Source organism: Psychromonas ossibalaenae ATCC BAA-1528, assembly GCF_000381745.1.
Taxonomy (GTDB): Bacteria; Pseudomonadota; Gammaproteobacteria; order Enterobacterales; family Psychromonadaceae; genus Psychromonas; species Psychromonas ossibalaenae.
In genome coordinates, this window is record NZ_KB906977.1 from 51561 (window position 1) to 75789 (window position 24229).

The window sequence follows — 24229 nt, forward strand, 5'->3', positions numbered from 1 at the left end:
ATTACTTCTCTGTAAGTGCTGATTAGCATCAACGGCTATTTTTAAACAAATATGAGCAGAGAGGAAACCATGAGTATAGAGCAGATAGAGCTGACATTACATGACGTTTTTGATCATATGGTATTGAACAAGCATTTGCGGGAACTTGCACGGAAAGCATCAAAAAATTATGTCATGAAAAAAGGTTTTTCATTACGCGTCGCCGATCAGGTTGTTGAACACATTTTCCACTAAAGTGCTTATTGTGAATAATCACAACACTTTTACCCCCTCCTATTTTCCTCTGTCATTTATGTAAAAATCAATTTACATAGAAAATAGAGGAAAATTTCTGATTTTAACCTGCTCAACGGCGAATAGTTGAGACAACTGCTTGCACATAATCATGCAACTATTTACCCTTAGCGGATACAATTTCAATAAGAGTAATAACTGATGACCTCAAGCACACTGCAGCTAATAAAAAACAACATAAAAAGTATCCCCGATTACCCGCTTCCCGGCATTATTTTCAGAGATGTCACCAGTTTAATTGAAAATGGTGATGCGTTTGCAGCAACCATTGATCTATTTGTTGAGCGTTATAAAGGTAAGGGCATCGATAAAGTCGTCGGAACAGAAGCCCGTGGTTTTATTTTCGGCGCGCCGCTGGCTGCTGCAATTGGTGCAGGGTTTGTTCCGGTGCGTAAGCCTGGAAAACTGCCTCGTGATACGATCCAGGAAAGCTACGCACTTGAATATGGAACGGATACTTTACAAATCCACCATGATGCGATTAAAGAAGGGGATACAGTGGTTCTCGTTGATGATTTGTTAGCAACCGGCGGAACAGCTGAAGCTTCAGTGAAGTTAATCCAGCGTTCAGGCGGGATCGTCATTGAATCAGCTTTTGTGATTGAATTACCTGGATTAAAGGGTGCTAAAAAATTAGACACGCTGGATGTCCCGCATTTTTCTTTAGTAGAATTTGAAGGCGAGTAAATTTAGTGAGTTATCAAGTTTTAGCACGGAAATGGCGGCCTCGTAACTTCCAGGAAGTGGTCGGTCAGCAGCATGTATTAACGGCTTTATCAAATGGTTTGGCGCAAAACAGATTACACCATGCCTACCTGTTTAGCGGTACCCGAGGTGTTGGTAAAACGACGATTGCTCGAATTCTGGCAAAAAGTCTTAATTGTGAACAGGGGGTTACTGCAACGCCTTGCGGGCAGTGTGCAAACTGTCAGGCAATTGACCAGGGGCGTTTTGTTGATTTACTGGAAATCGATGCGGCTTCGCGTACAAAAGTCGATGATACGCGTGAATTACTTGATAACGTACAGTACAAACCGGCGCAGGGGCGTTATAAGGTTTATCTAATCGATGAAGTACATATGCTTTCTAAGCATAGTTTTAATGCTCTGTTAAAAACCTTAGAAGAACCGCCTGAATACGTGAAGTTTTTGCTGGCAACAACGGATCCGCAAAAACTGCCGATCACGGTTTTATCTCGTTGTTTACAATTTCATTTAAAAGCGATTTTACCGCAGGAAATTGAAAATCAGCTGGTGCATATCCTGCAGCATGAGCAAGCAACTTTTGAACATGCCGCCCTGGCGGTTATTGCCAAAGCCGCTGACGGCAGTATGCGTGATGCTTTGAGCCTGACAGATCAGGCGTTAGCATTCGGCTCTGGAAATATTGAACATCAGTCGGTATTAAAGATGCTCGGCACAATAGATCACAGTCATCTGTATTATCTGCTGCATTTTATCGCCTCGGGCAACGTGCAGAAAGTATTTCAAAAAATCGAAGAGTTTGTCCATCTGGGCGCAGACTTTGCCAGCCTTCATCAGGAACTGGCAGGCTTATGTCATGAAATCGCACTTGAGCAGCTGCAGAATGCCGCTAATATCAGCGAAAAGACTGCAGTACAGTTATTAGCTGAGCGCCTGAGCCCGGAAGAAGTACAGCTTTATTATCAGATAGCGGTGCAGGGTTATAAAGATTATGAATTTGCACCTAACGGTAAAATCGCGCTGGAAATGACAGTGATGCGTCTGCTTGCTTTTAAGCCGGCAAATTATATTACATTGGATGAAAATCAGCTTGAACCGGCTGAACTTCCTGCCGTCTCAACAGCTGCACCTCAACAGGTGCCGGTGAATCCCGCTGTCGTTGAGCCGTTAACAGCCGAGCCTGTCAATCCAGCTCCGCTATCGCAGCTAATGCCTGAACCGGTGCCGATGGAGCCTGCTGCTGCGCCGCTTGAACAGAGTCAGGTTAACCCGGTTACGACGTCATCAACAATGCCGCCAATGCCCGAACCGGTGCCGGTGGAACACAGCACGCTGACAACTCCACTCGAACAGCCTGAAGTATCTTCTGTAACGGCTCCGCCACAGTTTGAACAGCTACCCGCCGGTATCGTACCGCCGTCAGCCACCGAATCTGAACAGTCCGAGCCGCATACGCAGGAAACGACAAGCCCTGTGGCCGAGTCTCTCCAAAGTGCGCCGCTACAAAATATTACCCATTCTCGAAATATGCTTCGCAGTCACAGGTTAAAGCGAGAAGAAGTAAAAAAGTTACAGGCGACAACAAGTAATCCGGAAACCTCTATTAGGCAGGAGGTAAGCGTAGAACAGACGCCTAAACCACTTGAACAGAGTACCCCACATGTTGTCGCAGAAAAAACAGCCACAGTAGAAGTGTCGCCGAAAGTTCAGACTCCTGCGCCGGCCGCTAAACCTGCTTCTCAGGAGAAGCAAAGTGAAGACAGCTGGATGAATAGTGATCAGCTGCCGCCGCTTGATACTTATCAGGATGAGATGAGCGCTGCATCCAGCCATTTTGCAGACTCAGCGCCGCCCTTTGCTGCTGATATGCCTGAACAGCAGATGCCGATTCCAGTTCCTGCAGTGTCCAGCATTCCGCCTGTGCCGATAGACAACAGCTCGGCGGCCGACTTTTCTGAAACTCCGTTTTTTACTGATGAGCAGATTGAACTACCTGAAATTGATGTTGCCAAATATGTTGAAGATAAATTAACAGACCCCTGGTCTTTGGCTATTCAGCAGATGCAGCTGTTCGGACTGGTTAAGTTGTTAGCTAAAAATAGTGTGATGAAGAAAGTTGATCAGCAGATCATTTTAACCTTAAAAGCCGATCAGCAGCACCTTCTTAATGACAGCAATTTGTGCGAACAATTACAGGCTAAACTCAAGGCTCATTTTGGGGAACAGGTCAGTATGTATATTGAAGTAGGGGATGTGCCTGGACAACTGACCGCATTTGAATCTGAACTGGCAATTTTTCAGCAGTATTTAGATAATGCTAAACGCTCAATAAAAGAAGATGTGAATATACAAACTTTCGTACGTGATTATGGTGCAAAGATCTATGAAAATAGCATCATACCGTTATAATCAGACCACACTCGTAAATAGTTATTTTTAAGATAAAGAGAGACAATATGTTTAATAAAGCTGGAATGGGCGACTTAATGAAAAAAGCCCAAGAGATGCAGGAAAATATGCAGAAAGCACAAGCAGAGATCGCGAATACAGAAGTCGTAGGTGAGTCTGGTGCCGGTCTTGTAAAAATCACCTTATTAGGCAATCACAATGTACGTAAAGTTGAAATTGACGAAAGCTTAATGGAAGATGACAAAGAGATGATTGAAGATCTTATTGCCGCTGCAATGAACGATGCAGTGCGTCGCGTTGAAGAAGTTAACAAAAGTAAAATGAGCGGTTTAACAGGTGGTATGGACTTACCGCCTGGTTTCAAAATGCCTTTCTAGAGGTATTTTACTTTAAAGCGATACGTTGCTTTTTTAGTTTTAAAGGGGCCTGATTAAGCCCCTTTATTTTTTCTGGCTTATAGCTGCTCTTACAGTTCAATTTAACCTAATAAATATTGGTGCAATAATTCTAAAATAAGCGTAAAGCCTTATCATTCATTGTGGGAAATGTTTCCACTCATTCAGTCCTTTTAGGGTGTTAACTTCTCCATAAACTTAGACGGTACAAGTTGGTGGAAACATCACTCTGCTACTCCCCCCTATAAAACGATAATGCTGCAGGTAACATTTTCCATTATATCCGATAGCATCTGGAACTCTATTTTGTGAGCGTATTAAATTTAGCTTCTCTTGAAGAAATTTATCTGCCTCCGCTTTGAAATTGTTTGTTTTTGATATTGTGTTTATTTGTCACAAAAGCATCTGGTAAAATATGTGGTATCTAATGTATTATTATTTTTTGGAAATGACTTTAGATACAAGGAATTACTTTCATGGGAATGTATGAGAGCAGGAAAAATAGAAAAAAATCTGCTAAGGATACAGAAGATGCGATGTTAATTGCTTCTGGTGATTGGTTTGCTGTCAGATCAGCTCAAGAAATCGCAAAATCCTGGAAGCGAATAGTTGTCATATCTGTGTTAGCATTTTTCATTCTTTGTGCACCAGCCATAGGGCCGTTAATTCGGCTAGTAAGTTCATATCTATAATATATGGCATGTTGAACCATTAAAGTGTGGACAGATATCCTTTTTTTGATTTCACTACTTGAGTAGAATTTATTATTGGTGAGCACAGAGCAACAGAATAAATTCAGTTGATCTTACTTTTTAGTTTGGAAGCCCGTTTTTCAGCATACATACTTTGATCTGCTTGATGGAGTAGTAAATCTGGAGATAAGTAATCAGATTCTCCTGTCTGAGCATAACCAATGCTCAGTGAAAGATCTTTCTCATTATTATGCAGTTCATCGCTTAGGCGTCGTCCAAAAATGCTTTTCGCCTGGTCTATTGCACAATTAGTTAAAATGATGCAAAACTCGTCGCCACCATAGCGAAAGGGGTAATCTTCTAATCTGGTAACGCTTTTAATCGCTTTTGCCACAATAATCAGAATTTCATTGCCGCGTTGATGACCTTGAATGTCGTTGATTGCTTTGAAGTCATTGATATCGATGTAAACAATCGTTACAGGTTGTGAACATTGTTTCGCGTTTTGTAAGACATAAGTGAGTGTTTGGGTTAGAGTTCGAACATTTAATAATCCCGTTAGTGGATCCTTTGCTGCCATGATCTGTAAACGGCCAACTACGATTTCACGTTTAGATTCATAAATATGGGCCATTGTCCAGATCGCTATTGCGCAGAAGCCAAAGTTAGCCAGTGCAATCCAGTGTACTTCTGGATCCTGCCGCCATACCCGCCACCCAATAATGCCTAATCCCCCCAAAAGACCCACTGTCGTTATCTGCATTCCAGCTCTGCGTCCTAACAGCAGGTAGGATAAAATTGGAAAAATTAAAATCCATGCAAATAACCCGGTTCGAAAACTTGTATGAGAAATACCAAGCAGAATAATACAATAAGCGCTAAGCAGGTAGACAAAAGAGCATTGCTGCAGGTATCGGGTCGTTTTAACAATACTTAGTATGACAATCCACTGGAAAACAACGGCTGCTTCAATCAATGCATAAGTTTTATACCCGGCCATCCAATTAACAACACTGAAAAAGCTTACAAACAAAATGGTGATGATAAGTAATACCCGTAATAATAAGTGGCGGTATTCATATTCATCTGATAACAGCATTGGATATTCCTTTCTTTCATTGACTTAATCTGTCTGTAGATACAGTACTGTAGTAATCATCGAATAGTCGTCAAAAACTTCCATGCTTACGTCATTAAGTTCGAAATAATATACCAGGCCGCTGAAAAAAATAGCGCTTCTCATCACGTTGTCACTGAAAGGTGAATTGTTGGCGAGGTTAACTGCTTTTATTGGTTCATGAAACTCTATTCAAGCCGGGCCGTGTAGCGAAGTTAAGAGTTTGCTTTTTAATATATATTTTCTAACTTGATTCGAGGAAGATAAGGTCTTGAATAATTTGCAGACAGCTCTAATAACATAGCCAAATTTACGGTACAGTAGCATTCTAATTCGATAAGAAAAAAGAAACCTCTGCTGTTTGTTTTTTCTGCATACCAATATGGACACAACTATGATTCAGAGCATAGAGCAAAAACTTCACGCTATTCGCCAGTACATGCAGGCCGCAAATCTTGACGCATTCATTGTCCCCCGCGCCGATGAGTATCTGGGGGAATATGTTCCTACACATAATCAACGTCTACTGTGGTGTAGTGAGTTTACCGGATCTGCCGGTACAGTTATTATTTTAAAAGATCGTGCTGCTATTTTTACCGACGGCCGTTATACCATTCAGGTTAAGCAGCAGGTGAATGCTGAGTGCTTTGAGTTTTATCATCTTATCGATACCCCGCATATGAAGTGGTTGAGTGAACAGCTTGGCACTGATGCAAATGTTGGTTTTGATGCCAAAGTACATAACTTAAACTGGTATAAAAGCAGTGTTAAAACGCTTTCTGAAAAACAAATAAACCTTGTCGCGGTAAAGCAGAATCCAGTAGATCTCAGTTGGACAGACCGCCCGCAGCCGACCCAAAATATGGGGTTATTACTAGAGCAGAAATATACTGGTCTCTGCAGCCTAGACAAACGCCGAAAAATTGGGGCTGAAATTGCAGAACAGGGGGCTGATGCTGCTGTTATCAGTGCACTTGATTCTATTGCCTGGTTATTAAATATTCGCGGTAAAGATATCCACTGTTTTTGTGTCATTTTAGGCAGTGCCGTCTTAATGAAAGACGGTTCAATGACCTTCTTTGCTGATCCGGCTAAAATCCCGTCAGGTTTTGATGCACACGTTGGTGAAGGGGTTACATTAGCAGCAGAGTCAGAGGCCGCCGCCGCTTATCAGTCATTGGGTGAACAAGGTTTAAAAATACTTGCTGATCCAGAAACATCAAACGCATTCTGCCAGTTAACCGCAGAAGCAGCCGGCGCGGTACTTATCCCCGGTACTGATCCGGCGGCAGCAGCAAAAGCCTGTAAAAACAGTACTGAGTTAGCTGGTATGCAGCAGGCTCATATTCGTGACGGTGCATCAGAAGTGCGTTTTCTTGCCTGGTTAGAAAATGAAGTTGCGCAGGGAAATCTGCATGATGAAGCATTTTTGTCAGATAAACTAAGCGCTTTTAGAGCAGGTAACGAGCACTTTGTAGAATTGAGTTTCGATACTATTTCTGCCGCAGGCTCTAATGCTGCCATGTGTCATTATAACCACATGAACGGCACACCGGCACAACTGCCGATAGACAGTATATACCTGGTGGATTCTGGTGCTCAATACCTGGACGGCACTACAGACATTACCCGTACAGTTGCAGTAGGCAGTGCATCTGATGAACATAGAAAAATGTTCACCTTAGTCTTAAAAGGCCATATAGCATTAGCGCAAATGAAGTTCCCTGCGGGTACTAACGGTGGTCAGCTGGATTCACTTGCGCGTCAATTTTTATGGCAGCAGGGTTATGATTATGATCATGGAACTGGACATGGTGTAGGCTGCTTCCTCAATGTACATGAAGGCCCGCAGCGTATTGCCAAAAACTCAGTCGGTGTAGCATTAGAGCCGGGAATGGTGGTATCTAATGAGCCCGGTTACTACAAACAAGACGAGTACGGGATCCGTTGTGAAAACCTCATCTACGTGGTGGATAAAGGCGAGGGACATGATGGTAAAACATTCTATCAATTTGAAACATTAACACTTGTTCCTTTTGACCTGCATCTTATCGAACAATCCTTGTTGAGCAGAGATGAAGTTAACTGGATCAATGATTACCATGCACAAGTTAAAGACAAAATTTCCCCGTTGTTAAGCGGTACGGATCTTACTTGGTTAGAACAAGCGACACAAAGAATCTAACTTTCAGGCTTAATCTGCTGCAGACCTTTTACTCCCTCAATTGTTTTATTTACTTGAACCGTTGCGGGAGGGAACGTATTTTTCAAATGTGCTCTGCAGCTTACCCGACTCTTTTAATTTAAATATACCGGAATCAAGAATGGTTTTGAGCTCATGAGCATATTTAAAATTTCTGGAAATCATGATATAAAATTTTTCCGGCTCTACATTCGGTATAGGGGCATGACCGAAACGTCTGTCAGAGATAAAGTCTTGTCCAATATAAGACAAACCCGTAAACGCTTCGTAGCGGGCAAGAAAAATATCACAGCGTCCTATTAAAGTCATATTAACAAGACTTTGATACGTTCTGGACCCCTTGCACACATCATCGTTTTCAAGTCCGAAATTCACGTAGTTATATCCATGACGTCCGCAGATTTTGCCCAGTTTTTTCAGCTCAGAAGCATTTTTTATGGTTAAACCTAGGGGGTGTTTTTCCTTTAGGTAGAAATAACTCGGGGTCATAGTGTAATAGGCTTCAGAAAGAAGATAGTCTTTTTCTCTTTGCGGATTCTTTGATGCACTGGGCACCGCTTGGTAAACCCCTTTCCGGGTGCGCATTAGGCAGCGTTTCCAGGGTAATATTACAAATTCAGCTTTAATCCCGTGATCAGAAAATATCATATTAATCACGTCGACATCGTATCCCATCGTCTCTGATGTTTTTTGTCCGTTTATTCGTTTAGCAAAATTAAAGGGCGGCCATTCCCCTTCTTCTACACAGAATATGACTGTTTGGCCGTTTAAAGGCGCGCTCTGAGATAAGCTTACTATTGAAAATAAACTTAATAATATTAAACAGCTGTATAATATTTTCATTGATTATTGTCCTGAATCGGCTGTAGACAGGCTAAATCCAAATAACATGGTCAAATCCTTAGTATCTCACATACATTCAGCTTAGCATTTGTTGTAGATAAACGCTTAACTGGCTCTGATTTATGCAGTTTCACTCCAGAGTCAAAATTGATCACTTACTTTTGCAGAATGATGCAAAAGTGAAGTTTAAAGTGCGAGTACTGATATTGAGTGATAAAGCTGCATTTTCTCACAACAAAATCGCGGTTAAAAAAATAGTTAAAAGTCTGCGATTTAATGTAGTATGCCTGTTTTGTTAACAGCTTAATGTCAGATGATATTCAACAGTCATTCAACTTTTATATGCTGGTTTTTAGCGTTTTAAATTTACATAAAAAGAAATTATTATGAGCTCAAACTCCCTACTTGATGAATTAATGCAGGCACTGCAGTGCCTGCCGAGCGTCGGCCCTAAGTCTGCGCAGCGTATGGTTTACCATCTTTTAGATAAGAATCGTCAGGGTGCATTAAAATTGAGTAATGTACTGGAAAGGGCTGTTAATGAGATTGGGCATTGTCAGCAGTGTCGTACTTTTACTGAACTGGATTACTGCGAAATATGCAGTAATGAGAAACGCAAACAAAATGGAAGTATCTGTATTGTTGAGATGCCGGTTGATGTACTGGCGATTGAACAGACTGCGTTGTTTTCCGGCACATACTTTGTTTTGATGGGACACCTGTCTCCACTTGACGGTATTGGACCTGAGCAGCTAGGCTTGACGCTGCTGGAAACTCAGCTTGCAGCTGGTAATGTGAGTGAAATAATTTTAGCGACTAATCCGACCGTTGAAGGTGAAGCGACAGCTTATTATATTGCCGAGATTGCTAAAAAGTATTCTATTCAAGTCAGCCGAATTGCACATGGTGTGCCGGTTGGCGGCGAGCTGGAGTTTGTCGACAGCACAACACTGTCACATTCGTTCTCCGGTCGTTCAATTATAAAATAAAAAAAGGGCGCTGTTATGCGCCCTGTGTAATGCCGGTATAGTATGAATTATCTCGGCTTTTTGTTGTTAGTGGTAAATTTACCTGCTTTTTTTACCCCGCCTCTCTGCGGCTTGCCGGCTCCTAATTTTACAGGTTTACTACTGCCGGACTTAGCTGATTTATTTGCTCCAGGTCTGCCTGCTTTACCACCTTCCTGTTTAACTGTTTTGTTGTCACTGTTATTTTTAAACTGCGAAGAGCCGCTGTGTCTTGTGACAGCACGCTGCGCGGGTTTGTTATTGGTTGTAAATTTACCCTGCGCCGCTATTCCCTGTTTTTCATTACGAGACTCAGGGGGCACTAAATGATTGGGACCTTTACCAATCAGTTTTCGTGCTAAGCCTAATTTTTTCAAGGTTTCACGAATCAGCGGCCAGTTTTCCGCTACATGGTAACGTAAAATGGCTTTATGAATTTTACGCTGGCGTCCGCCCTTAGCCGTAAATACCTCTTCACTGTCTTTACTGATTTTATGCAGAGGATTTCTTTCTGAATGGTACATAGTGGTTGCATTTGCCAGCGGTGACGGATAAAAGTTCTGCACTTGATCCAGTTTAAAATTATTACTTTTTAGCCATAGAGCAAGATTGATCATATCTTTATCAGTTGTGCCGGGATGCGCAGAGATAAAGTAAGGTATTAAAAACTGTTTTTTACCGGCAGCTTTTGAATACTTTTCAAACATCGCTTTAAATGTGTCATAGGTACCCATACCCGGTTTCATCATTTTATCCAGCGGCCCTTTTTCAGTATGCTCCGGTGCTATTTTAAGGTAACCGCCGACATGATGCTCGACCAGCTCTCTTACATAACGAGGATCCTCTACTGCGATGTCGTAACGGACACCTGAGGCGATTAATATCTTTTTAATACCGGACAGTTTACGCGCACGTCGATATAGGTTGATGGTATGTTCATGGTCGGTATTCATGTGATGACAAATATCAGGGAATACGCAGCTTAAGCGGCGGCAGGTCTGTTCGGCCTTGGGGCTTTTACATTTCAAACGGTACATATTGGCAGTCGGGCCGCCCAGGTCGGAAATAACACCGGTAAATCCAGGCACTTTATCGCGAATTGTTTCTATTTCTTTAATAATCGAATCTTCAGAACGGCTTTGTATTACTCGTCCCTCATGCTCGGTAATGGAGCAGAATGTACAGCCGCCGAAACAGCCGCGCATAATGTTGATTGAGAAACGGATCATATCGTAAGCAGGGATTTTAGCATCGCCGTAAGCCGGGTGCGGTATACGCTGAAAAGGTAAAGCAAAGACGCTGTCAATCTCTTCGGTGGTAAGCGGGTAAGCCGGCGGGTTGATCCACACTAAACGTTCGCTGTGAAACTGCGCTAAGGCACGTGCACAGCCCGGATTTGTTTCCTGATGCATAATGCGTGAAGCATGGGCATAAAGTACTTTATCTTTGCTGACTTTTTCATAACTCGGCAGCTGAATATAAGTGTTTTCCCAGGGTTTCTGTTTTTTAGCTTTTGCCATAGCCGGCTGAACGGTAATAACTTGTGCCGGATCTTCATTTTGTTCTGCAGCTTCATTTAATGACGGATCTGCCAGCTTTTGAGTTGCACAGCTGACGTTAATATCGGCATAGGGGTTAATAATCGGATCTATTTTACCCATTTGATCTACTTTACGTGAATCAATACCATCCCAGTTAGGCAGTGCCTGCTTACATAAAATAGCTGTGCCGCGGATCTCGGTAAGGTCTTTGATCTGCTCGCCCTGTGATAAACGGTGGGCAACTTCTAATAATGGCCGTTCAGCATTACCGTATAATAGAATATCGGCTTTAGCATCGAGAAGCACTGAACGGCGTACTTTATCGGACCAGTAATCATAATGCGCAATACGGCGTAAACTTGCTTCAATACCGCCGATAACCACAGGTACAGATTTATAAGCTTCTTTACAACGCTGCGTATAAGCAAGTACGGCACGATCAGGACGTTTTCCGCCCTCATTGTTGGGAGTGTAGGCATCATCGTGGCGCATACGGCGTTCTGCGGTATAACGGTTGATCATTGAGTCCATATTACCGGCAGATACGCCGAAAAACAGATTTGGTTTACCCAGCTTCATAAAGGCATCTTTGCTGTGCCAGTCCGGCTGGGCAATAATACCCACACGGTAACCCTGTGCTTCTAATGTGCGGCCGATAATAGCCATGCCGAAACTTGGATGATCGACATAAGCATCACCCACGACTAAGATAATGTCGCAGCTGTCCCAGCCGAGTTTTTTCATCTCTTTGCGGGACATTGGTAAAAATGGCGCTGCTTTTTCAGACCTTGCCTGGTATTGCGGATATGAGAAAAGGGGTCTTTCAGCTTGTAATAAATCAACGCTCATTGTAATAACCTAACTTGCTTGTTATGGGGGTAAAGAGGGCGGATTATACAGAAGAAATAATTATCTGCGACGCTTTCTTAACCGCGAATAATATGTGGAATATTAAGTGTATGAATTTAAGACAATATGTATGTTCATGTTGTGGCAGTCGAGCTAGTGCTTGACAAAATATCTTGAGGTAACGTGAGTATATGAGCCGGACAAGTCATTAAAATGACTTGTCCGTTTATCTGATTAACTTGAAGGGGATATTATTCGGAAATAATAAGGGGGTCTGCAAGCTTACCGATTAACTGGCTGCTTTCGACTTTAACATTATTAAGCATGACATCGATTACATCACCAAGCTGCATCTCCGTCTGCTCTGCAACAATAACTTTTCCTAATTCACGGTTACAGTCAATCTGTTTTGCATCTTTGCTGTCTTTGCATAATAAACTGCATGGAATAAAGAAAGTTGCACCGTTTTCCTGAACCCTTACACGAAGGCCTGCTTTGACGATATCAAAAATTTCTGCCTTATATCGCCAGTTAGAGTTTTCCTGATCTTTAAGATACTGACTGTACAACAGGTTGTTGACGTCTCGTTCGGCAAGACGCTGCAGCTTACGTGCATCATTAAGCTGTACACCAATCTCATTATCGACATCGGTATGCGCCTGTTTTAATAATACAGATTTTATTAAACGGTGGTTAATTAAATCACCATATTTACGGATTGGAGAAGTCCAGGTTGCATAGTGGTCCACACCTAGTGTGAAGTGCGCTTCCGGGTTATTTTTTGTATCTGCATAAGCAAGCAGTTTACGCAGGCGATGATCTAGGTAGCAGTTATGCAGCTGGTTTGTCTGCTGGCGCATTTTTGTATAACCAGACAGGGTGGCTAATGATTCCACGTCACTTTCAATCCCGTATTCAGCCAGCAGTGTTACTGCCTTTTCTAGACGGTCAGAAGCAAATCCTGAATGGGTATTAAATACACCCTGCTGTTTATGTATTGCTAAGAAATCACCGGCACAGATATTAGCGGCAATCATTGACTCTTCAACCAGTCGATTGGCGCTGCGTCTTGGTTCACATAAAATTTCGTAAACTTCGCCTTTATTATTTAGCTTAAGGGTGTAATCCGGCTGACTTTTGAACACAACATTATTTTCACAACGCCAGTGCAGACGTTTTAATGAAGCCTGATCCAGTGTTTGTAACTGTGTCGCCAGTTGCGCATTGGGTTTCCATTGCGCCTGTTCGTCGTTTTCAAGGTAATTCGATACGTCGGTGTAATTAAGGCGGTAATGAGATTTTATCCATGCACCGTAAAATTCTGCTTCACCGTCAAGCTGCCCGTCTTTATTAATCTGTATGCTGCAGCATAGCACCGCTCTTTTTTCCCCTTCTTTTAATGAACACAGGCTGTCGCTTAAATCACGAGGCAGCATAGGTACATTAAAATTAGGTAAATACAGGGTAAATGCACGGCGTTTTGCTTCGCTGTCCATAGCACTGTCTTCAGGTACATAGGCAGAGGGATCAGATATTGCAATAGTGAGCTTCCAGCCCTGTTCATTTTCTTCAATATAAAGCGCGTCATCCATATCCTGGGTATTAACGCCGTCAATAGTGAAAAAAGGCAGCTTAGTTAAATCTGTGCGTGGTAACTGCGGGTCAATGACCTTCCAGGGATGATCAAATTCAGGTGCTTTGCTTGGTAAATTATGGGTTGCGACAGTAACCAGACGGTATGCAAAAGGGTCGTTGGCATCGGTTACTTTATCAATAACCTGCGCTAAAAAACCTTTACCGTCTAAAGCATGATTTAATAATTTAACTTTAACCCAGTCTCCGTCTTGATAACCTTGAGATAGTAGAGACTGGCCGCCTTTAATTTTAAAAAAACCTTTAAGAAGCGGGTTGTTCGGCTGTACGGAGATGCGCTGTTGTTTAATAGATAAACGGGCAACAAAAATATCAGTTTCTGTTTTTTTTAGCTGACTTGGTTCGGCTGTGGGTTTTTCGCCGTTTTCGCGAATAAATGCATTAATGCGGTCCCCATGAAGTACTTTTTTCATTTCGTTAGGCGGAATGAAAAAGCGTTTGCCTTTATCTGTCTCTAAAAAACCATAACCCCGGTCAGTTGCTTTGACAATCCCCTGGCGTTTAGGGATATTTTCCTGGATTTTTTCTTTTAATTGGCTAAGCAGCGGATTGTTTTGAAACATAAAATAAAACCTTAAAATAAATGCAGTGCTCAAACGATCAAAGAATGGCGAATGAATATTATCTGAGAGTATTAAATATAAAGGCTTCCGCTGTGCAATAAAAGAGGCAAATGGATAAAAGCAATAAATATTAGAAAAATTAATAAAAGTGCTTGGCTTTTTGTTTAAACTTGTTTATTATGCGCCTCGTTCCGGAGGGGTGGCAGAGCGGCTGAATGCACTGGTCTTGAAAACCAGCGAGGGTTAATAGCTCTCCGAGAGTTCAAATCTCTCCTCCTCCGCCACATTTAAAAACCCACTGCTTGCAGTGGGTTTTTTCGTTTATATCGAAAATAGTTTTACAAGGAGCTGATGAGAGCTTAAATCTCTCCTGCCCTTAACTAAGCCACGTTTAAAAGGCCTCTCATATGAGAGGCTTTTTCCGTTCTAAATAAGCTAAGTTTTGATATCACGAGATTATGAATCTCCCCAGCACTCGACTAAGCCACATTTAAAAGCCCGCTATTTATAGTGGGCTTTTTCGTTTCTGCTAGGCTAACAAAAAAATATTTGAGATTATGAATCTCTCCTTCTCTTAATTAGCCGCATTTAAAAAGGCTTCTTATTCGAGGAGTCTTTTTTTGTTTAAAATATCCTAAAGAAGTATATTGAATCGTTTTGCTCAGGCAGTCGTTATACAGCTAGTACGGGGCTTTTAGAGGGGGTAGCAAAGGCAGTAATAAAGGCCTGCAATAAGCAGTATGTTGAAGGAAATATTTACAAACAGTAAAAACCTGACTGGGGTGTCCTGCCTGTCGCTTTGATAGTTACTTATTGTCGCCGCAATTTTATTTTTTGTCTGGAGATATTTTCAAAAGTGGTATTCAACCGTTTTTCCAGCTTCTGAGCCGCTTCAAATGCAGGCAGGGTCATTTTAAAATTCCTTTCCGATATGATTTTTTCACAATTACCTTGTTGTGATTTAACTAAGCTTTTATCCGCCTACTTGAATTGTACGCAGTGTTTGTTTGAGAATAAGAGCAGGAGGTGAGCACTTAACAAAGTCTCGTATTTTGAAGCTGCTCTAATTATGAATTGATCGGGAAATTAAGCCGGCGAGCCTTAAGCTGCCGGCTTAACATTTATGAGTGGTTAAAGCGTCGAAGTTTAGATAAAACATCAATTAATAGGGTTACATCAAATTGTTCATCATCTAATGCTTTGCCTAGCCAGTTAATGCTGTTTATCTCTCCATCGTTGGAAAAGGCGGTGATTCTGCTATTTTCATAAATAACATATTTTTTCAGATCCCCTGAAAGCACATAACGGCGCTCAGTATTATCAAACAAGCTTTGTCCACTGCTGTACTGATTCGCATCGGAACGAGTGCCCAGCAGCTCTTCCATCAAAGTCGGCACAATATCAACATGGCTGGTCATTCGAGTTATTTCCCGACCATTTTGACCCGGCCATAGAAGAATTAAAGGGACACGTGCATTATTGATCGACGCTTCTATACTGGATTCTTTTTCAAAAGATGCACCATGAGAACCGGTAATGATCACTATGGTACTATCAAGTTCTCCCTGTGCCTGCAGTGTGGAAATCACCTCTTTAATATGCTGGTCAATCTTCAGTACTTGTGCCTGATACTTAGAAAGTTGTTTACTGCGTTCTTTTAAGCTTAGTCGCGGAAAATCTTCAAAAACAGCTGCGTCCGGCTGCTGTAAATAGAGGAAACTGAACAGTCTATCCGTGTTGTTCTGAGCTTCGATCCATTTCTGCCATTTTTGGGTGGCAGTACTGTTACTGTTGTTACGTGAGTAACGCTTCAATTCAGGTGTGTTAATCTGGCTGAAACTGCTCTGAAGAAACTCCGGCTGTATAAAACCAATACTTGAAAACAAACCAAACTGATAGTTTTCTTCAGCTAAGCGGTTAATCATAATAGGCGGAATATAATTAAGGGTGATCTCTGACCAGTATCGGTTTGGCAGTGCATAAAACAAACTGAACAATCCCTGAGGGCGGTTGCTGGCACCACTGAAATGATTTGTATAGTTTAACCCCTGCTGACTGAGGTGATAGAGATAAGGCATGTTTTTTTCATTAACCATATCAGCGCGCAGCGCTTCAACGGTAAGCAGCAGCACATTTTCAGCCTGGGGAGCAGGCCCGGATTTCTGGTAGGTAAGCGGTGTTATCGGATAGCGTAATTCATTTTCACCGTTAGATGTCTGACGCTTAATGCGTTCCTGCAGTTTATCGTCTGTTAACCAGCCCTGTTTTTTCAGGAAGGTACGTGCAGTCATTGGATATGACAGCGGATAAATAGATTTCTGCTGGGTAATAGGACGGTATTGTGTTGCATCGGCCCAGATAAAGGTTAAATGGGTGATGATAAAAGCACTGAACAGAAAGATAGCAATAGGTTTGCCGATTGCTTTTGCCTGCAGATAACGGCATTTCTTCCAGACAAAGTAGGAGATGAGCGCTTCTATGGTAAAAATAATAGGTATAGATATGTAGTGCAGGTTAATAGAATAAATCTGTTCAACCTGTTCCGGACTTTGTAAAAACTGCCAGATTAAAGGGTTGAGGTGGAAGTTATAGATTTTAAAAATCTGCGTATCAATGATTAAAAAGGTGACTGCCGCCGTACTGGCAATAATCCCGCAAAGCCTATATAAGCGGGCAAAAGGGATAACAAATGCCAGTGGAAATAAAAGCGCACCATAGATTACCGCGCTTAGAAAGCTGAAATGCCCTATCAGGCTGACAAACTGATAGGCAATGCCTACGGCAGTATCAGATAAACTGGCATATTTCACATAACGAAGGCCGATTAATGATACGAGTATCATATTAAAAAAAGTAAACCAGTGTCCCCAGCTGATTAATCGAGAGACGTTATCGTGATATTTATGACCAGTTTCAACCATATTTTTTATTCGTCTTTTTTATTAATCGATGAAGAAAGAGCTTTTACAAACTTGTCACTGATTTCAGCACGTTTGTTAACAGGAACCTGACTGTTAATAATATGGGTGATGCTGTTGCCTAGAATCATTAAGCTTAAATCGACAGAAACGTCGTTCTTATGCAGAACGTCCATAACTTCATCAAGTATAGTTTCAATCTTCTGGCTGGAATATTTAGAAATAATTGGCATAGTAAAATAAGTGACCGTAGTAAAATAAAGAGCCATATAATAACGCACTCCGGAATTTATACCAATCACAAAGGTTATCTTGTTAGATAATAAATGAGATTTATTTTAATATTTTTATTAATCGTACGTAATTTAAATTAATTTAGTGTAATGAAGCGCTTGTCTGCACTTTGCTGCTCGCATTTATAAGCACCTTGGGTATAATTCACAACTCTCTAAATTTAAGCATGGTGCCCACAGTATGAATATATCTGCCAGTAATATCATTTTACACTCTTTAAATTACAACTCTGAAGGAGTTTTGCAGTGTAAAATGCGTGAGGGAGAACTGCCGATTTCCCCGTCGATTGAAGACTTCTTAATGCAGCTACACCGTACTTACCAGAGTAAAACCAATAAGGCTTTTGCTTATTTCGCGGATGAAGCTGAAAAACCGCAGGTTTTTCAGCATGCGTTACGTGAAGAAATGGCTAATGATTTGGATTTTGTGGGATTTTCGCAGCAGGCCGCCGGCTGTTTAGTCACTGAGTTACAAAAGCACGATTTTGCTGAAGAGGGCGTATTACTGGTCAGTAAGTACAGCTGGACTGCCAGCGATTACCTGCTAATTGCACTGCTGCAGAATAATGAATCAATCAGTGTTAATGATAACCTGGAGCTGCAGGTAAGCCAGCATATTGAAACCAGCAAAATACAGCTTGTGGCCCGTATTGATTTAACGCTGCTGGCACGTGAACCAGAATCAAATCGTTATATTTCATTTATTAAAGGCCGGGTCGGACGTGCAGTTGCTGATTTTTTCCTAGACTTTATGGGTGCTCAGGAAGGTTTTGATGCAAAAGTTCAGAATCAGGTGTTAATGAAAGCGGTTGAAGAGTTTTGTGATGAGCAGGCGTTGCCTGTGGCTAAAAAGCAGGAAGTTCGTGAAGTTGCCTTTGAGTATTGTAAAGAACAGTTAAAGCAGGGAGATGATATTGATCTTTCTAGTTTATCAGAACAGATTCAGGAAGCACCGAAATTAGAAGGCAGCTTTTATGATTTTGTCAGCGAAGATTATGAATTAGAAAACACCTTCCCGGCAGACCGCAGCGTGGTGCGCAAGTTGACTAAATATGTTGGACAGGGAGGCGGTGTCAGCATTAGTTTTGATCAAAAACACCTCGGCGAACGTGTTCGTTATGACGCAGATAGTGATACTTTAACTATCCAGGGCATTCCGCCTAATCTGCGTGAACAGTTGAAACGCGATGCGCTTTCTCAAGCTGATGACGAACAGCCGTCGGACGACCAGAGTCCTCCGTTTTAGAAATTAATTTACTTTAGCCCGCCTTGTTATATCCTAGCGGGTCGACGGCCGCGACTGCTCGTTGAAAAGTAAAAAATTAAGACTGTCAGCCGCTTCGCTGACGGTCAATTATGAGATGAGATAAGAATGAAATTATTTGTACGTGACTTAACGGTTATTGACTCAACATATTTAGACACTGCCCGCGGATTTGTAGGTGAGAGTTACCAGGTAGATGTGACGCTGCAGGGAAAATTAAATGATCAGTCGATGATTCTCGATTTTTCATTAGTAAAAAAGCAGATTAAAGCGATTATCGATGCAGAAGTTGATCATAAATTACTTGTACCTCACGCTTCTGAAAACTGCAGTGTGATTATAGAGTCACAACGCACACAAGTTGACTTTACCCTCGACGATAACTCCGTTATTCAACTAAAGTGTCCAACTGAAGCTTACTGCCTGTTAGAAAGTGAAACTATCAGTATTGAGCTGCTGGAAACTTACCTTGAGCAGGTTGTTCTGCTGCAGCTACCTGAAAATATTTTAGACTTAGAAATAAAATTACGAAATGAAAGTATCAGTACGCCGTATTATCACTACACTCATGGCCTGAAAAAACACAATGGCAACTGTCAGCGTATTGCTCACGGCCACCGTTCTAAACTCGATATATTTATTAACGATGAATATAATGAAGAATTAGTTAAAGACTGGGCAAACCGCTGGAAAGATATTTACCTGGTCAGTCAGGAAGATATTGTTGAAAAATCGGATCTGTCTTTTATTGTGATAAAAAATGATATTGATAAGTTGTGCACTGCGTACCATGCGCCGCAGGGGTATTTTGAGCTGTTAATGCCGGCTCACCGTGCCGAGGTCCTGCCGAAAGATACAACGGTTGAACAGCTGGCGGAGTTTATCTGTGAGCAGATTAAAAAACGCATAGGCCCTGATACTGTGACTGTTTATGCCTATGAAGGTATCGGCAAGGGGGCAATTGCTGAATTATAAAGCGGATACTCAGACTGCCTGCTGTTTTACGATACATGCAGCTGTCTGGTTTTATTCATTGATAGGAAATAAAAAATGGCTGAAGAAACTTTTTTTAGAAAAATAATCAATAAAGAAATCCCGTCAGATATGCTCTATCAGGATGATTATGTAACGGCTTTCCGTGATATATCACCGCAGGCGCCGACGCATATTTTAATTATCCCGAACAAATTAATTGCCACCGCAAACGATATTGAAACGGAAGATGAAGTACTGATCGGCAAGCTTTACACGGCAGCCAAAAAACTTGCTCTGCAGGAGGGGATTGCAGAATCAGGCTACAGACTGATTATGAACTGCAACCGCGACGGCGGTCAGGAGGTTTATCATATTCATCTGCATCTTGTCGGTGGAAAACCGCTTGGTAGATTAATTTCAGTGTAGATAGTATTGTCTACTTTACTCAGTTAGCAGGCACCTGTTTGTATGCAGTATGTATTTACTGTTGAAGATAACCGCTGATTAATACATTCTCATACAAAACTATGCTGTATAGTATTCGCATATTGATTATAAATACCTTTATAATTCACGGAATTAAGTCAAATATTGGAGAACAAAATGAAAATAAAAACAAACTTTTGCTTCGCGATGATCGCTGCATTGATGCTCAGTGCATGTTCGACTTCAGTGGAACGTCTGGATTCACAGGAGCAGGTTGATTTAAGCGGTGCCTGGAACGATACCGATTCACAATTAGTGGCCCGTGAAATGGTTGAAGATGCGTTATCTCGCGCCTGGATCACTAAATTTGTTAAACAGGAAGGAACGGAGCCCGTTGTTATCGTCGGCCGAGTTAAAAATTTAAGCCACGAGCATATTAATACCAATACCTTTGTTGCCAACATGGAGCGAGAGTTAATCAATTCAGGTGAAGTGCAGTTTGTCGCATCATCAGCTGCTCGCAAAGAGATTCGTGATGAGCGTGGAGATCAGGACTTAAATGCCTCAGAAGCAACACGTAAAGAGATGGGCCAGGAATACGGCGCTGATTTTATGATGCAGGGACAGATCAATACCATTATTGATATGGACGGCTCTACGCAGGTGCGCTTTTATCAGGTTAATCTAGAGCTAGTCAGCATTAAAGATAACCGTAAAGTCTGGATCGGTGAGAAGAAAATTAAAAAACTAATTAAAAACAGTAAATTACGCGAGTAATGAGTTTATCAGTCAGGCGCTAATTCAGCGCCTGACTGATTTTTACCAGCCTATCTTTTTCTAGCGGTAAACGCATGTATAAAATATTGTGTCTTCTTTGCATTGTTGTTCTTTCCGGGTGTGCCGGACAGCAGCGGGCAACTAACAATTTAGCAAATTCATTAAATACTCAGGGGCCTGAATACGTCCTTGATAAACTGCAGGCAAATGAGCCTGATGATCGCGATATTGCGCAATACCACCTGAATCTCGGTTATCTGCAGTTAATTAACGGCGATTTTAAAAGCGCGATTACGACGCTCTCTTTAGCTAAACGAGAAATGGCCGTGTTAGAGGCTATGTCTGTAAGTGAAACGGCTGCTGCCGGCACCGTTAGTGAAATATATCGAAGCTACAGCGGCTATCCGACTGATCGGGTTTTGATACATAATATGCTGGCACTTAGTTACCTGTTTAATCAGGATATTGATGGTGCCCGAGTTGAGATGCTCCAGGCTGATGTTTCCATGAAAAAACTTGCACAGCGCAAGTCAGTTCGAGGTCAATTAGCCAGTGTGCATTTATTAGCCGGCGTTATTTATGAGCTGCTGGATGAACGCTCTAGTTCGCTAATCAGCTACAAGCATGCTTCAGAACTGTTAAAAGAACGTGGAATAGCACAACCATTAGGTCTAAAAAAAGCTCTATTAAGAATGAGTTATAAGCTGGGAGCAGATGAGCAGTATGCTGCTTACAAAAAACAGTTTCCCGGATTAGCTAAACCTGAGGTGAACGGGGCTAGTCAGCTGTTTACGCTGTATTTTGACGGTGTGGTAAGCAATAAACAGGAAAAAGCGGTTATGGTGCCCAGTCATGATGCCGAGCAGCTGATCCGAATTGCTATGCCGGCTTATCCGCCGCTGAAAAAACGTCCACAGCGGGCTACAATAACTCAGGGAAACCAGCGTCTGACCACACAGTTGATTGAGAATTTAGAAACTTTAGTTCGAGATGATTTAGATGATGAATACCCGTCTATTCTACTGCTGACTACAACGCGTGCGCTGGCAAAATACGAATTGGTTGATAAAGCCAATGAAAAAGACTCTTTAATCGGCCTGCTGGTAAATATTGCAACCCTGGTGACTGAAGTCGCTGATCTGCGCAGCTGGAATATGCTGCCGTCAAATATCCAGTTTGCATATCTGGAAACAACAGAAAATGAAGTACTTATCAACAGTGCTGATAATGTGCAGAAAATTGAACTGCCCAACCGTTCGCAGAATCTAGTGCTGATTAACAGCTTAAGCGAGCAGATATTCCATTATCAACAAAACTAATACAAGAAGGTTATTATGAAAATAAAAATCAATTTAGCTTTGCTTTTCATTTGTGTTTTTCTTAGCGCCTGCGCTTCAACAGAGCAGGATAAACGACCTGCATGGATTGATAATGCGCAGGGCAGTTATGCTGAAAGTGATTATTTAACAGCAGTCGGTCAGGCGTCAAAGCGCGATCGGGCCGGGAAAAACGCTGTTGCTAACCTGGCTGAAATATTCTTTGTAAATGTTAAGGCAGAAACGCACACCTTAACGGAAGCAACAAAAACACAAAGTGCTTTGGGCGTATCTTCAGAAAGTTCGACTAACCTGCAGAGAAGCATTCAGACAGAAACAGACCAGGCGTTAAGCGGTGTTATTATTAAAGAAACCTGGTTAAGCCCGAGTGGTGAGTATTATGCCCTGGCCGTACTCGCTAAGCGTCCGGCAGCTGAAACTTTGTATGAATCAATTATGGAGCTGGATAATTCTATTGCACAGCTGATTGATTACAGTGCTAATACGGCGCCGAATACTATTTTATCAATAAACGCATTACGTAAAGCGCGAGATCAGCAGCTGAGACGCCATATGGCGAATCTGCAGCTCAAGCAGTTAAGCCGCGGCGGTCTGCCGGCAGATATTTCCGGCGCACAAATTGAAAAATTAATTGCTGATAAACTGGCTTCACTGCAGCTGAGTGTTGATGTTGACAGTGCGACCCATAAAAAGACCATACAGTCCGGTTTAGCGGGGTTAGGCGTATCGATTGTTGATAACTCCGATCTTCAGGTAAGTGCAGATCTAGATATCAGCGATCCGGCTCAGCTGGAAGGCTGGTACTGGCTGCGCGGCAGCTATGCACTTTCTCTTTCTGAAAACGGTCAGGTAATCAGTCGTAAACGCTGGCCGGTAAAGGTATCTGCTAAGCAGCAGGAGCAGTTAAATCATCGCCTTCAGGATAATATTAACAGCAAAATAGCAGATTATTTAGTTGAACTGCTCAGTGATACACCATCATTTTAAGCGTAATGACTTTCGAGCTGCTTAATTTTTTTATAAAGTGATTCAACTGCAGGTATCTTTATCTTATATAAAGATGCCTTTTTTAATAGAAATCCACCGATATATTCATTTTCAGTTATTCTCTGGTAAAAGATATCCCTGTTCATTGAAGAGTAATTTTGTGCTGTCTGCTGAATTACCCTATTAATGGTGTTTAATAACTCCTGCTCTACAAAGGGGATCTTTTCAGCATCGGCAATTTGTAAACTATCCCGAATTACCTCTTTAATCTGCTTCTGAAACTTCGCTTGCAGTAATTGGCCGTTATTAATCTGATAAATGGCGGTTAGTGGATTGATCGCTATATTGATAAGCAGTTTCAGCCACAACTTGTGGTTAATATTTTCACACCAGTGAGTATCATCCAATGCTGAATTTAACGATTCTGCAAGCTTGTGCTGTAAGCATGCTGCGGGGTTAAACGGGCCTAAATAGGTAACTCCCCGGCCGGTCTGTTTTATGTTCAAAGGGGCCAGCAGTAAACTCGCATTAGCCGTTGTCGCACATATTATGGGATTATCAGGTAAAAGCGCCTGTACCTGCTCTGCACACCCCATACCGTTATGCATCAGGATAATAACCTGCTGCGGTTTTATGCTTATCAGATGTTTTTGTATTACCTTTTTAACCTGGGTTGCTTTTACGCAGACAAGCAGTGGATCGAGATCGTTTAATAATCCTGTACTGCTGCTGACATTAAACTGATGCTGACTATTTTCCAGATCTAGATAATGAAGTGTTCTTTCTGAACAGGGCTTACGTGTAATAAGGTGAACCTGCTGGCCGATGCGCTGTAAATTTGCCGCCCATAAACAGCCGATTGCACCGGCTCCAATAATCTGCCACATTTTCTTTACCTTAATAATCATTTTGAAGGGCGGATTATAGCTGAAATGGCTGTTTTCTGGTAACTTATGCAGATTATTGCAATCTACTTTAATTT

Annotated in this window: 19 protein-coding genes and 1 tRNA gene; 13 read left to right on the top strand and 7 right to left on the bottom strand. The window is 41.9% G+C overall.

Annotation, left to right across the window (positions count from 1 at the left end; all coding sequences use genetic code 11):
* Positions 1 to 69: 69 nt before the first annotated feature.
* The 4 genes from G327_RS26800 (at position 70) to G327_RS0107450 (ending at position 3784) form a co-directional block, all read left to right on the top strand.
* Positions 70 to 234, top strand: a complete 165-nt coding sequence (locus G327_RS26800; RefSeq protein ID WP_019614132.1) for a hypothetical protein — start codon at positions 70 to 72, stop codon at positions 232 to 234.
* 201 nt (positions 235 to 435) lie between these two features.
* The gene (gene apt, locus G327_RS0107440) at positions 436 to 981 is read left to right on the top strand and encodes an adenine phosphoribosyltransferase (protein ID WP_019614133.1); all 546 of its coding nucleotides are present in this window, start codon (positions 436 to 438) and stop codon (positions 979 to 981) included.
* Positions 982 to 986: 5 nt separating this feature from the next.
* A complete protein-coding gene (gene dnaX / locus G327_RS0107445; protein ID WP_019614134.1) occupies positions 987 to 3407 on the top strand; it encodes a DNA polymerase III subunit gamma/tau in 2421 nt (806 codons plus the stop codon).
* Positions 3408 to 3454: 47 nt separating this feature from the next.
* Entirely contained in the window at positions 3455 to 3784 is a 330-nt protein-coding gene (locus G327_RS0107450) for a YbaB/EbfC family nucleoid-associated protein (RefSeq protein ID WP_019614135.1), read from the top strand.
* Between the two features lie 813 nt (positions 3785 to 4597).
* On the opposite strand, the gene G327_RS25975 is transcribed toward G327_RS0107450, so the two are convergent.
* The gene (locus tag G327_RS25975; protein ID WP_019614137.1) at positions 4598 to 5593 is read right to left on the bottom strand and encodes a GGDEF domain-containing protein; all 996 of its coding nucleotides are present in this window, start codon (positions 5591 to 5593) and stop codon (positions 4598 to 4600) included.
* A gap of 412 nt (positions 5594 to 6005) precedes the next feature.
* Between G327_RS25975 and G327_RS0107465 the strand changes: the two genes are divergently transcribed.
* A complete protein-coding gene (locus G327_RS0107465; RefSeq protein ID WP_019614138.1) occupies positions 6006 to 7796 on the top strand; it encodes an aminopeptidase P family protein in 1791 nt (596 codons plus the stop codon).
* Between the two features lie 45 nt (positions 7797 to 7841).
* On the opposite strand, the gene G327_RS25980 is transcribed toward G327_RS0107465, so the two are convergent.
* Positions 7842 to 8657, bottom strand: coding sequence for a substrate-binding periplasmic protein (locus G327_RS25980; protein ID WP_019614139.1), 816 nt, complete (start codon positions 8655 to 8657; stop codon positions 7842 to 7844).
* Positions 8658 to 9043: 386 nt separating this feature from the next.
* Between G327_RS25980 and recR the strand changes: the two genes are divergently transcribed.
* Positions 9044 to 9646 carry a recombination mediator RecR gene (recR, locus tag G327_RS0107485; protein WP_019614141.1) on the top strand — a complete coding sequence of 201 codons (603 nt, stop codon included), beginning with the start codon at positions 9044 to 9046 and terminating at the stop codon, positions 9644 to 9646.
* Between the two features lie 47 nt (positions 9647 to 9693).
* On the opposite strand, the gene G327_RS0107490 is transcribed toward recR, so the two are convergent.
* Positions 9694 to 12054, bottom strand: coding sequence for a YgiQ family radical SAM protein (locus tag G327_RS0107490; protein ID WP_019614142.1), 2361 nt, complete (start codon positions 12052 to 12054; stop codon positions 9694 to 9696).
* Positions 12055 to 12305: 251 nt separating this feature from the next.
* Positions 12306 to 14270, bottom strand: a complete 1965-nt coding sequence (locus G327_RS0107495) for an exoribonuclease II (protein ID WP_019614143.1) — start codon at positions 14268 to 14270, stop codon at positions 12306 to 12308.
* A gap of 193 nt (positions 14271 to 14463) precedes the next feature.
* Here G327_RS0107495 and G327_RS0107500 point away from each other — a divergent pair.
* Positions 14464 to 14554, top strand: a tRNA-Ser gene (locus tag G327_RS0107500).
* An 837-nt stretch (positions 14555 to 15391) separates the two neighbouring features.
* Here the strand turns inward: G327_RS0107500 and G327_RS0107510 are convergent.
* Both G327_RS0107510 and G327_RS0107515 read right to left on the bottom strand, forming a co-directional pair.
* On the bottom strand, positions 15392 to 17191 hold the full coding sequence (locus tag G327_RS0107510) for a DUF3413 domain-containing protein (RefSeq protein WP_019614145.1): 1800 nt from the start codon (positions 17189 to 17191) through the stop codon (positions 15392 to 15394).
* A gap of 5 nt (positions 17192 to 17196) precedes the next feature.
* On the bottom strand, positions 17197 to 17421 hold the full coding sequence (locus G327_RS0107515; protein WP_026339247.1) for a YejL family protein: 225 nt from the start codon (positions 17419 to 17421) through the stop codon (positions 17197 to 17199).
* Between the two features lie 241 nt (positions 17422 to 17662).
* Here G327_RS0107515 and yejK point away from each other — a divergent pair, with 241 nt between their 5' ends.
* From yejK to G327_RS0107545, 6 genes are all read left to right on the top strand, one after another.
* Positions 17663 to 18727, top strand: coding sequence for a nucleoid-associated protein YejK (gene yejK / locus G327_RS0107520; RefSeq protein ID WP_019614147.1), 1065 nt, complete (start codon positions 17663 to 17665; stop codon positions 18725 to 18727).
* A 126-nt stretch (positions 18728 to 18853) separates the two neighbouring features.
* Positions 18854 to 19720 (top strand): 6-carboxytetrahydropterin synthase, encoded by an 867-nt coding sequence (locus G327_RS0107525; protein WP_019614148.1) that lies wholly within the window; start codon positions 18854 to 18856, stop codon positions 19718 to 19720.
* Between the two features lie 75 nt (positions 19721 to 19795).
* A complete protein-coding gene (locus tag G327_RS0107530) occupies positions 19796 to 20146 on the top strand; it encodes an HIT domain-containing protein (RefSeq protein ID WP_019614149.1) in 351 nt (116 codons plus the stop codon).
* Positions 20147 to 20323: 177 nt separating this feature from the next.
* The gene (locus G327_RS0107535) at positions 20324 to 20923 is read left to right on the top strand and encodes a penicillin-binding protein activator LpoB (RefSeq protein WP_019614150.1); all 600 of its coding nucleotides are present in this window, start codon (positions 20324 to 20326) and stop codon (positions 20921 to 20923) included.
* Between the two features lie 74 nt (positions 20924 to 20997).
* On the top strand, positions 20998 to 22242 hold the full coding sequence (locus G327_RS0107540; RefSeq protein WP_019614151.1) for a COG3014 family protein: 1245 nt from the start codon (positions 20998 to 21000) through the stop codon (positions 22240 to 22242).
* Between the two features lie 15 nt (positions 22243 to 22257).
* On the top strand, positions 22258 to 23247 hold the full coding sequence (locus G327_RS0107545) for an LPP20 family lipoprotein (RefSeq protein ID WP_019614152.1): 990 nt from the start codon (positions 22258 to 22260) through the stop codon (positions 23245 to 23247).
* Here the strand turns inward: G327_RS0107545 and G327_RS0107550 are convergent.
* Positions 23244 to 24134: a ketopantoate reductase family protein gene (locus tag G327_RS0107550; RefSeq protein ID WP_019614153.1), complete on the bottom strand. Its 891-nt coding sequence runs from the start codon at positions 24132 to 24134 to the stop codon at positions 23244 to 23246. The genes G327_RS0107545 and G327_RS0107550 overlap by 4 nt on opposite strands.
* Positions 24135 to 24229 lie beyond the last annotated feature (95 nt).

What these genes read in the sequence shown, in the direction of transcription:
- G327_RS0107530 (WP_019614149.1), top strand. Translation starts at nt 19,796, where the DNA reads ATGGCTGAAGAAACTTTTTTTAGAAAAATAATCAATAAAGAAATCCCG.
- G327_RS0107550 (WP_019614153.1), bottom strand. Translation starts at nt 24,134, where the DNA reads ATGTGGCAGATTATTGGAGCCGGTGCAATCGGCTGTTTATGGGCGGCA.
- G327_RS0107495 (WP_019614143.1), bottom strand. Translation starts at nt 14,270, where the DNA reads ATGTTTCAAAACAATCCGCTGCTTAGCCAATTAAAAGAAAAAATCCAG.
- G327_RS26800 (WP_019614132.1), top strand. Translation starts at nt 70, where the DNA reads ATGAGTATAGAGCAGATAGAGCTGACATTACATGACGTTTTTGATCAT.
- recR (WP_019614141.1), top strand. Translation starts at nt 9,044, where the DNA reads ATGAGCTCAAACTCCCTACTTGATGAATTAATGCAGGCACTGCAGTGC.
- G327_RS0107545 (WP_019614152.1), top strand. Translation starts at nt 22,258, where the DNA reads ATGAAAATAAAAATCAATTTAGCTTTGCTTTTCATTTGTGTTTTTCTT.
- G327_RS0107510 (WP_019614145.1), bottom strand. Translation starts at nt 17,191, where the DNA reads ATGGTTGAAACTGGTCATAAATATCACGATAACGTCTCTCGATTAATC.
- G327_RS25975 (WP_019614137.1), bottom strand. Translation starts at nt 5,593, where the DNA reads ATGCTGTTATCAGATGAATATGAATACCGCCACTTATTATTACGGGTA.
- G327_RS0107525 (WP_019614148.1), top strand. Translation starts at nt 18,854, where the DNA reads ATGAAATTATTTGTACGTGACTTAACGGTTATTGACTCAACATATTTA.
- apt (WP_019614133.1), top strand. Translation starts at nt 436, where the DNA reads ATGACCTCAAGCACACTGCAGCTAATAAAAAACAACATAAAAAGTATC.
- G327_RS0107450 (WP_019614135.1), top strand. Translation starts at nt 3,455, where the DNA reads ATGTTTAATAAAGCTGGAATGGGCGACTTAATGAAAAAAGCCCAAGAG.
- G327_RS0107515 (WP_026339247.1), bottom strand. Translation starts at nt 17,421, where the DNA reads ATGCCAATTATTTCTAAATATTCCAGCCAGAAGATTGAAACTATACTT.
- G327_RS0107535 (WP_019614150.1), top strand. Translation starts at nt 20,324, where the DNA reads ATGAAAATAAAAACAAACTTTTGCTTCGCGATGATCGCTGCATTGATG.
- G327_RS0107465 (WP_019614138.1), top strand. Translation starts at nt 6,006, where the DNA reads ATGATTCAGAGCATAGAGCAAAAACTTCACGCTATTCGCCAGTACATG.
- yejK (WP_019614147.1), top strand. Translation starts at nt 17,663, where the DNA reads ATGAATATATCTGCCAGTAATATCATTTTACACTCTTTAAATTACAAC.
- G327_RS0107490 (WP_019614142.1), bottom strand. Translation starts at nt 12,054, where the DNA reads ATGAGCGTTGATTTATTACAAGCTGAAAGACCCCTTTTCTCATATCCG.
- G327_RS0107540 (WP_019614151.1), top strand. Translation starts at nt 20,998, where the DNA reads ATGTATAAAATATTGTGTCTTCTTTGCATTGTTGTTCTTTCCGGGTGT.
- G327_RS25980 (WP_019614139.1), bottom strand. Translation starts at nt 8,657, where the DNA reads ATGAAAATATTATACAGCTGTTTAATATTATTAAGTTTATTTTCAATA.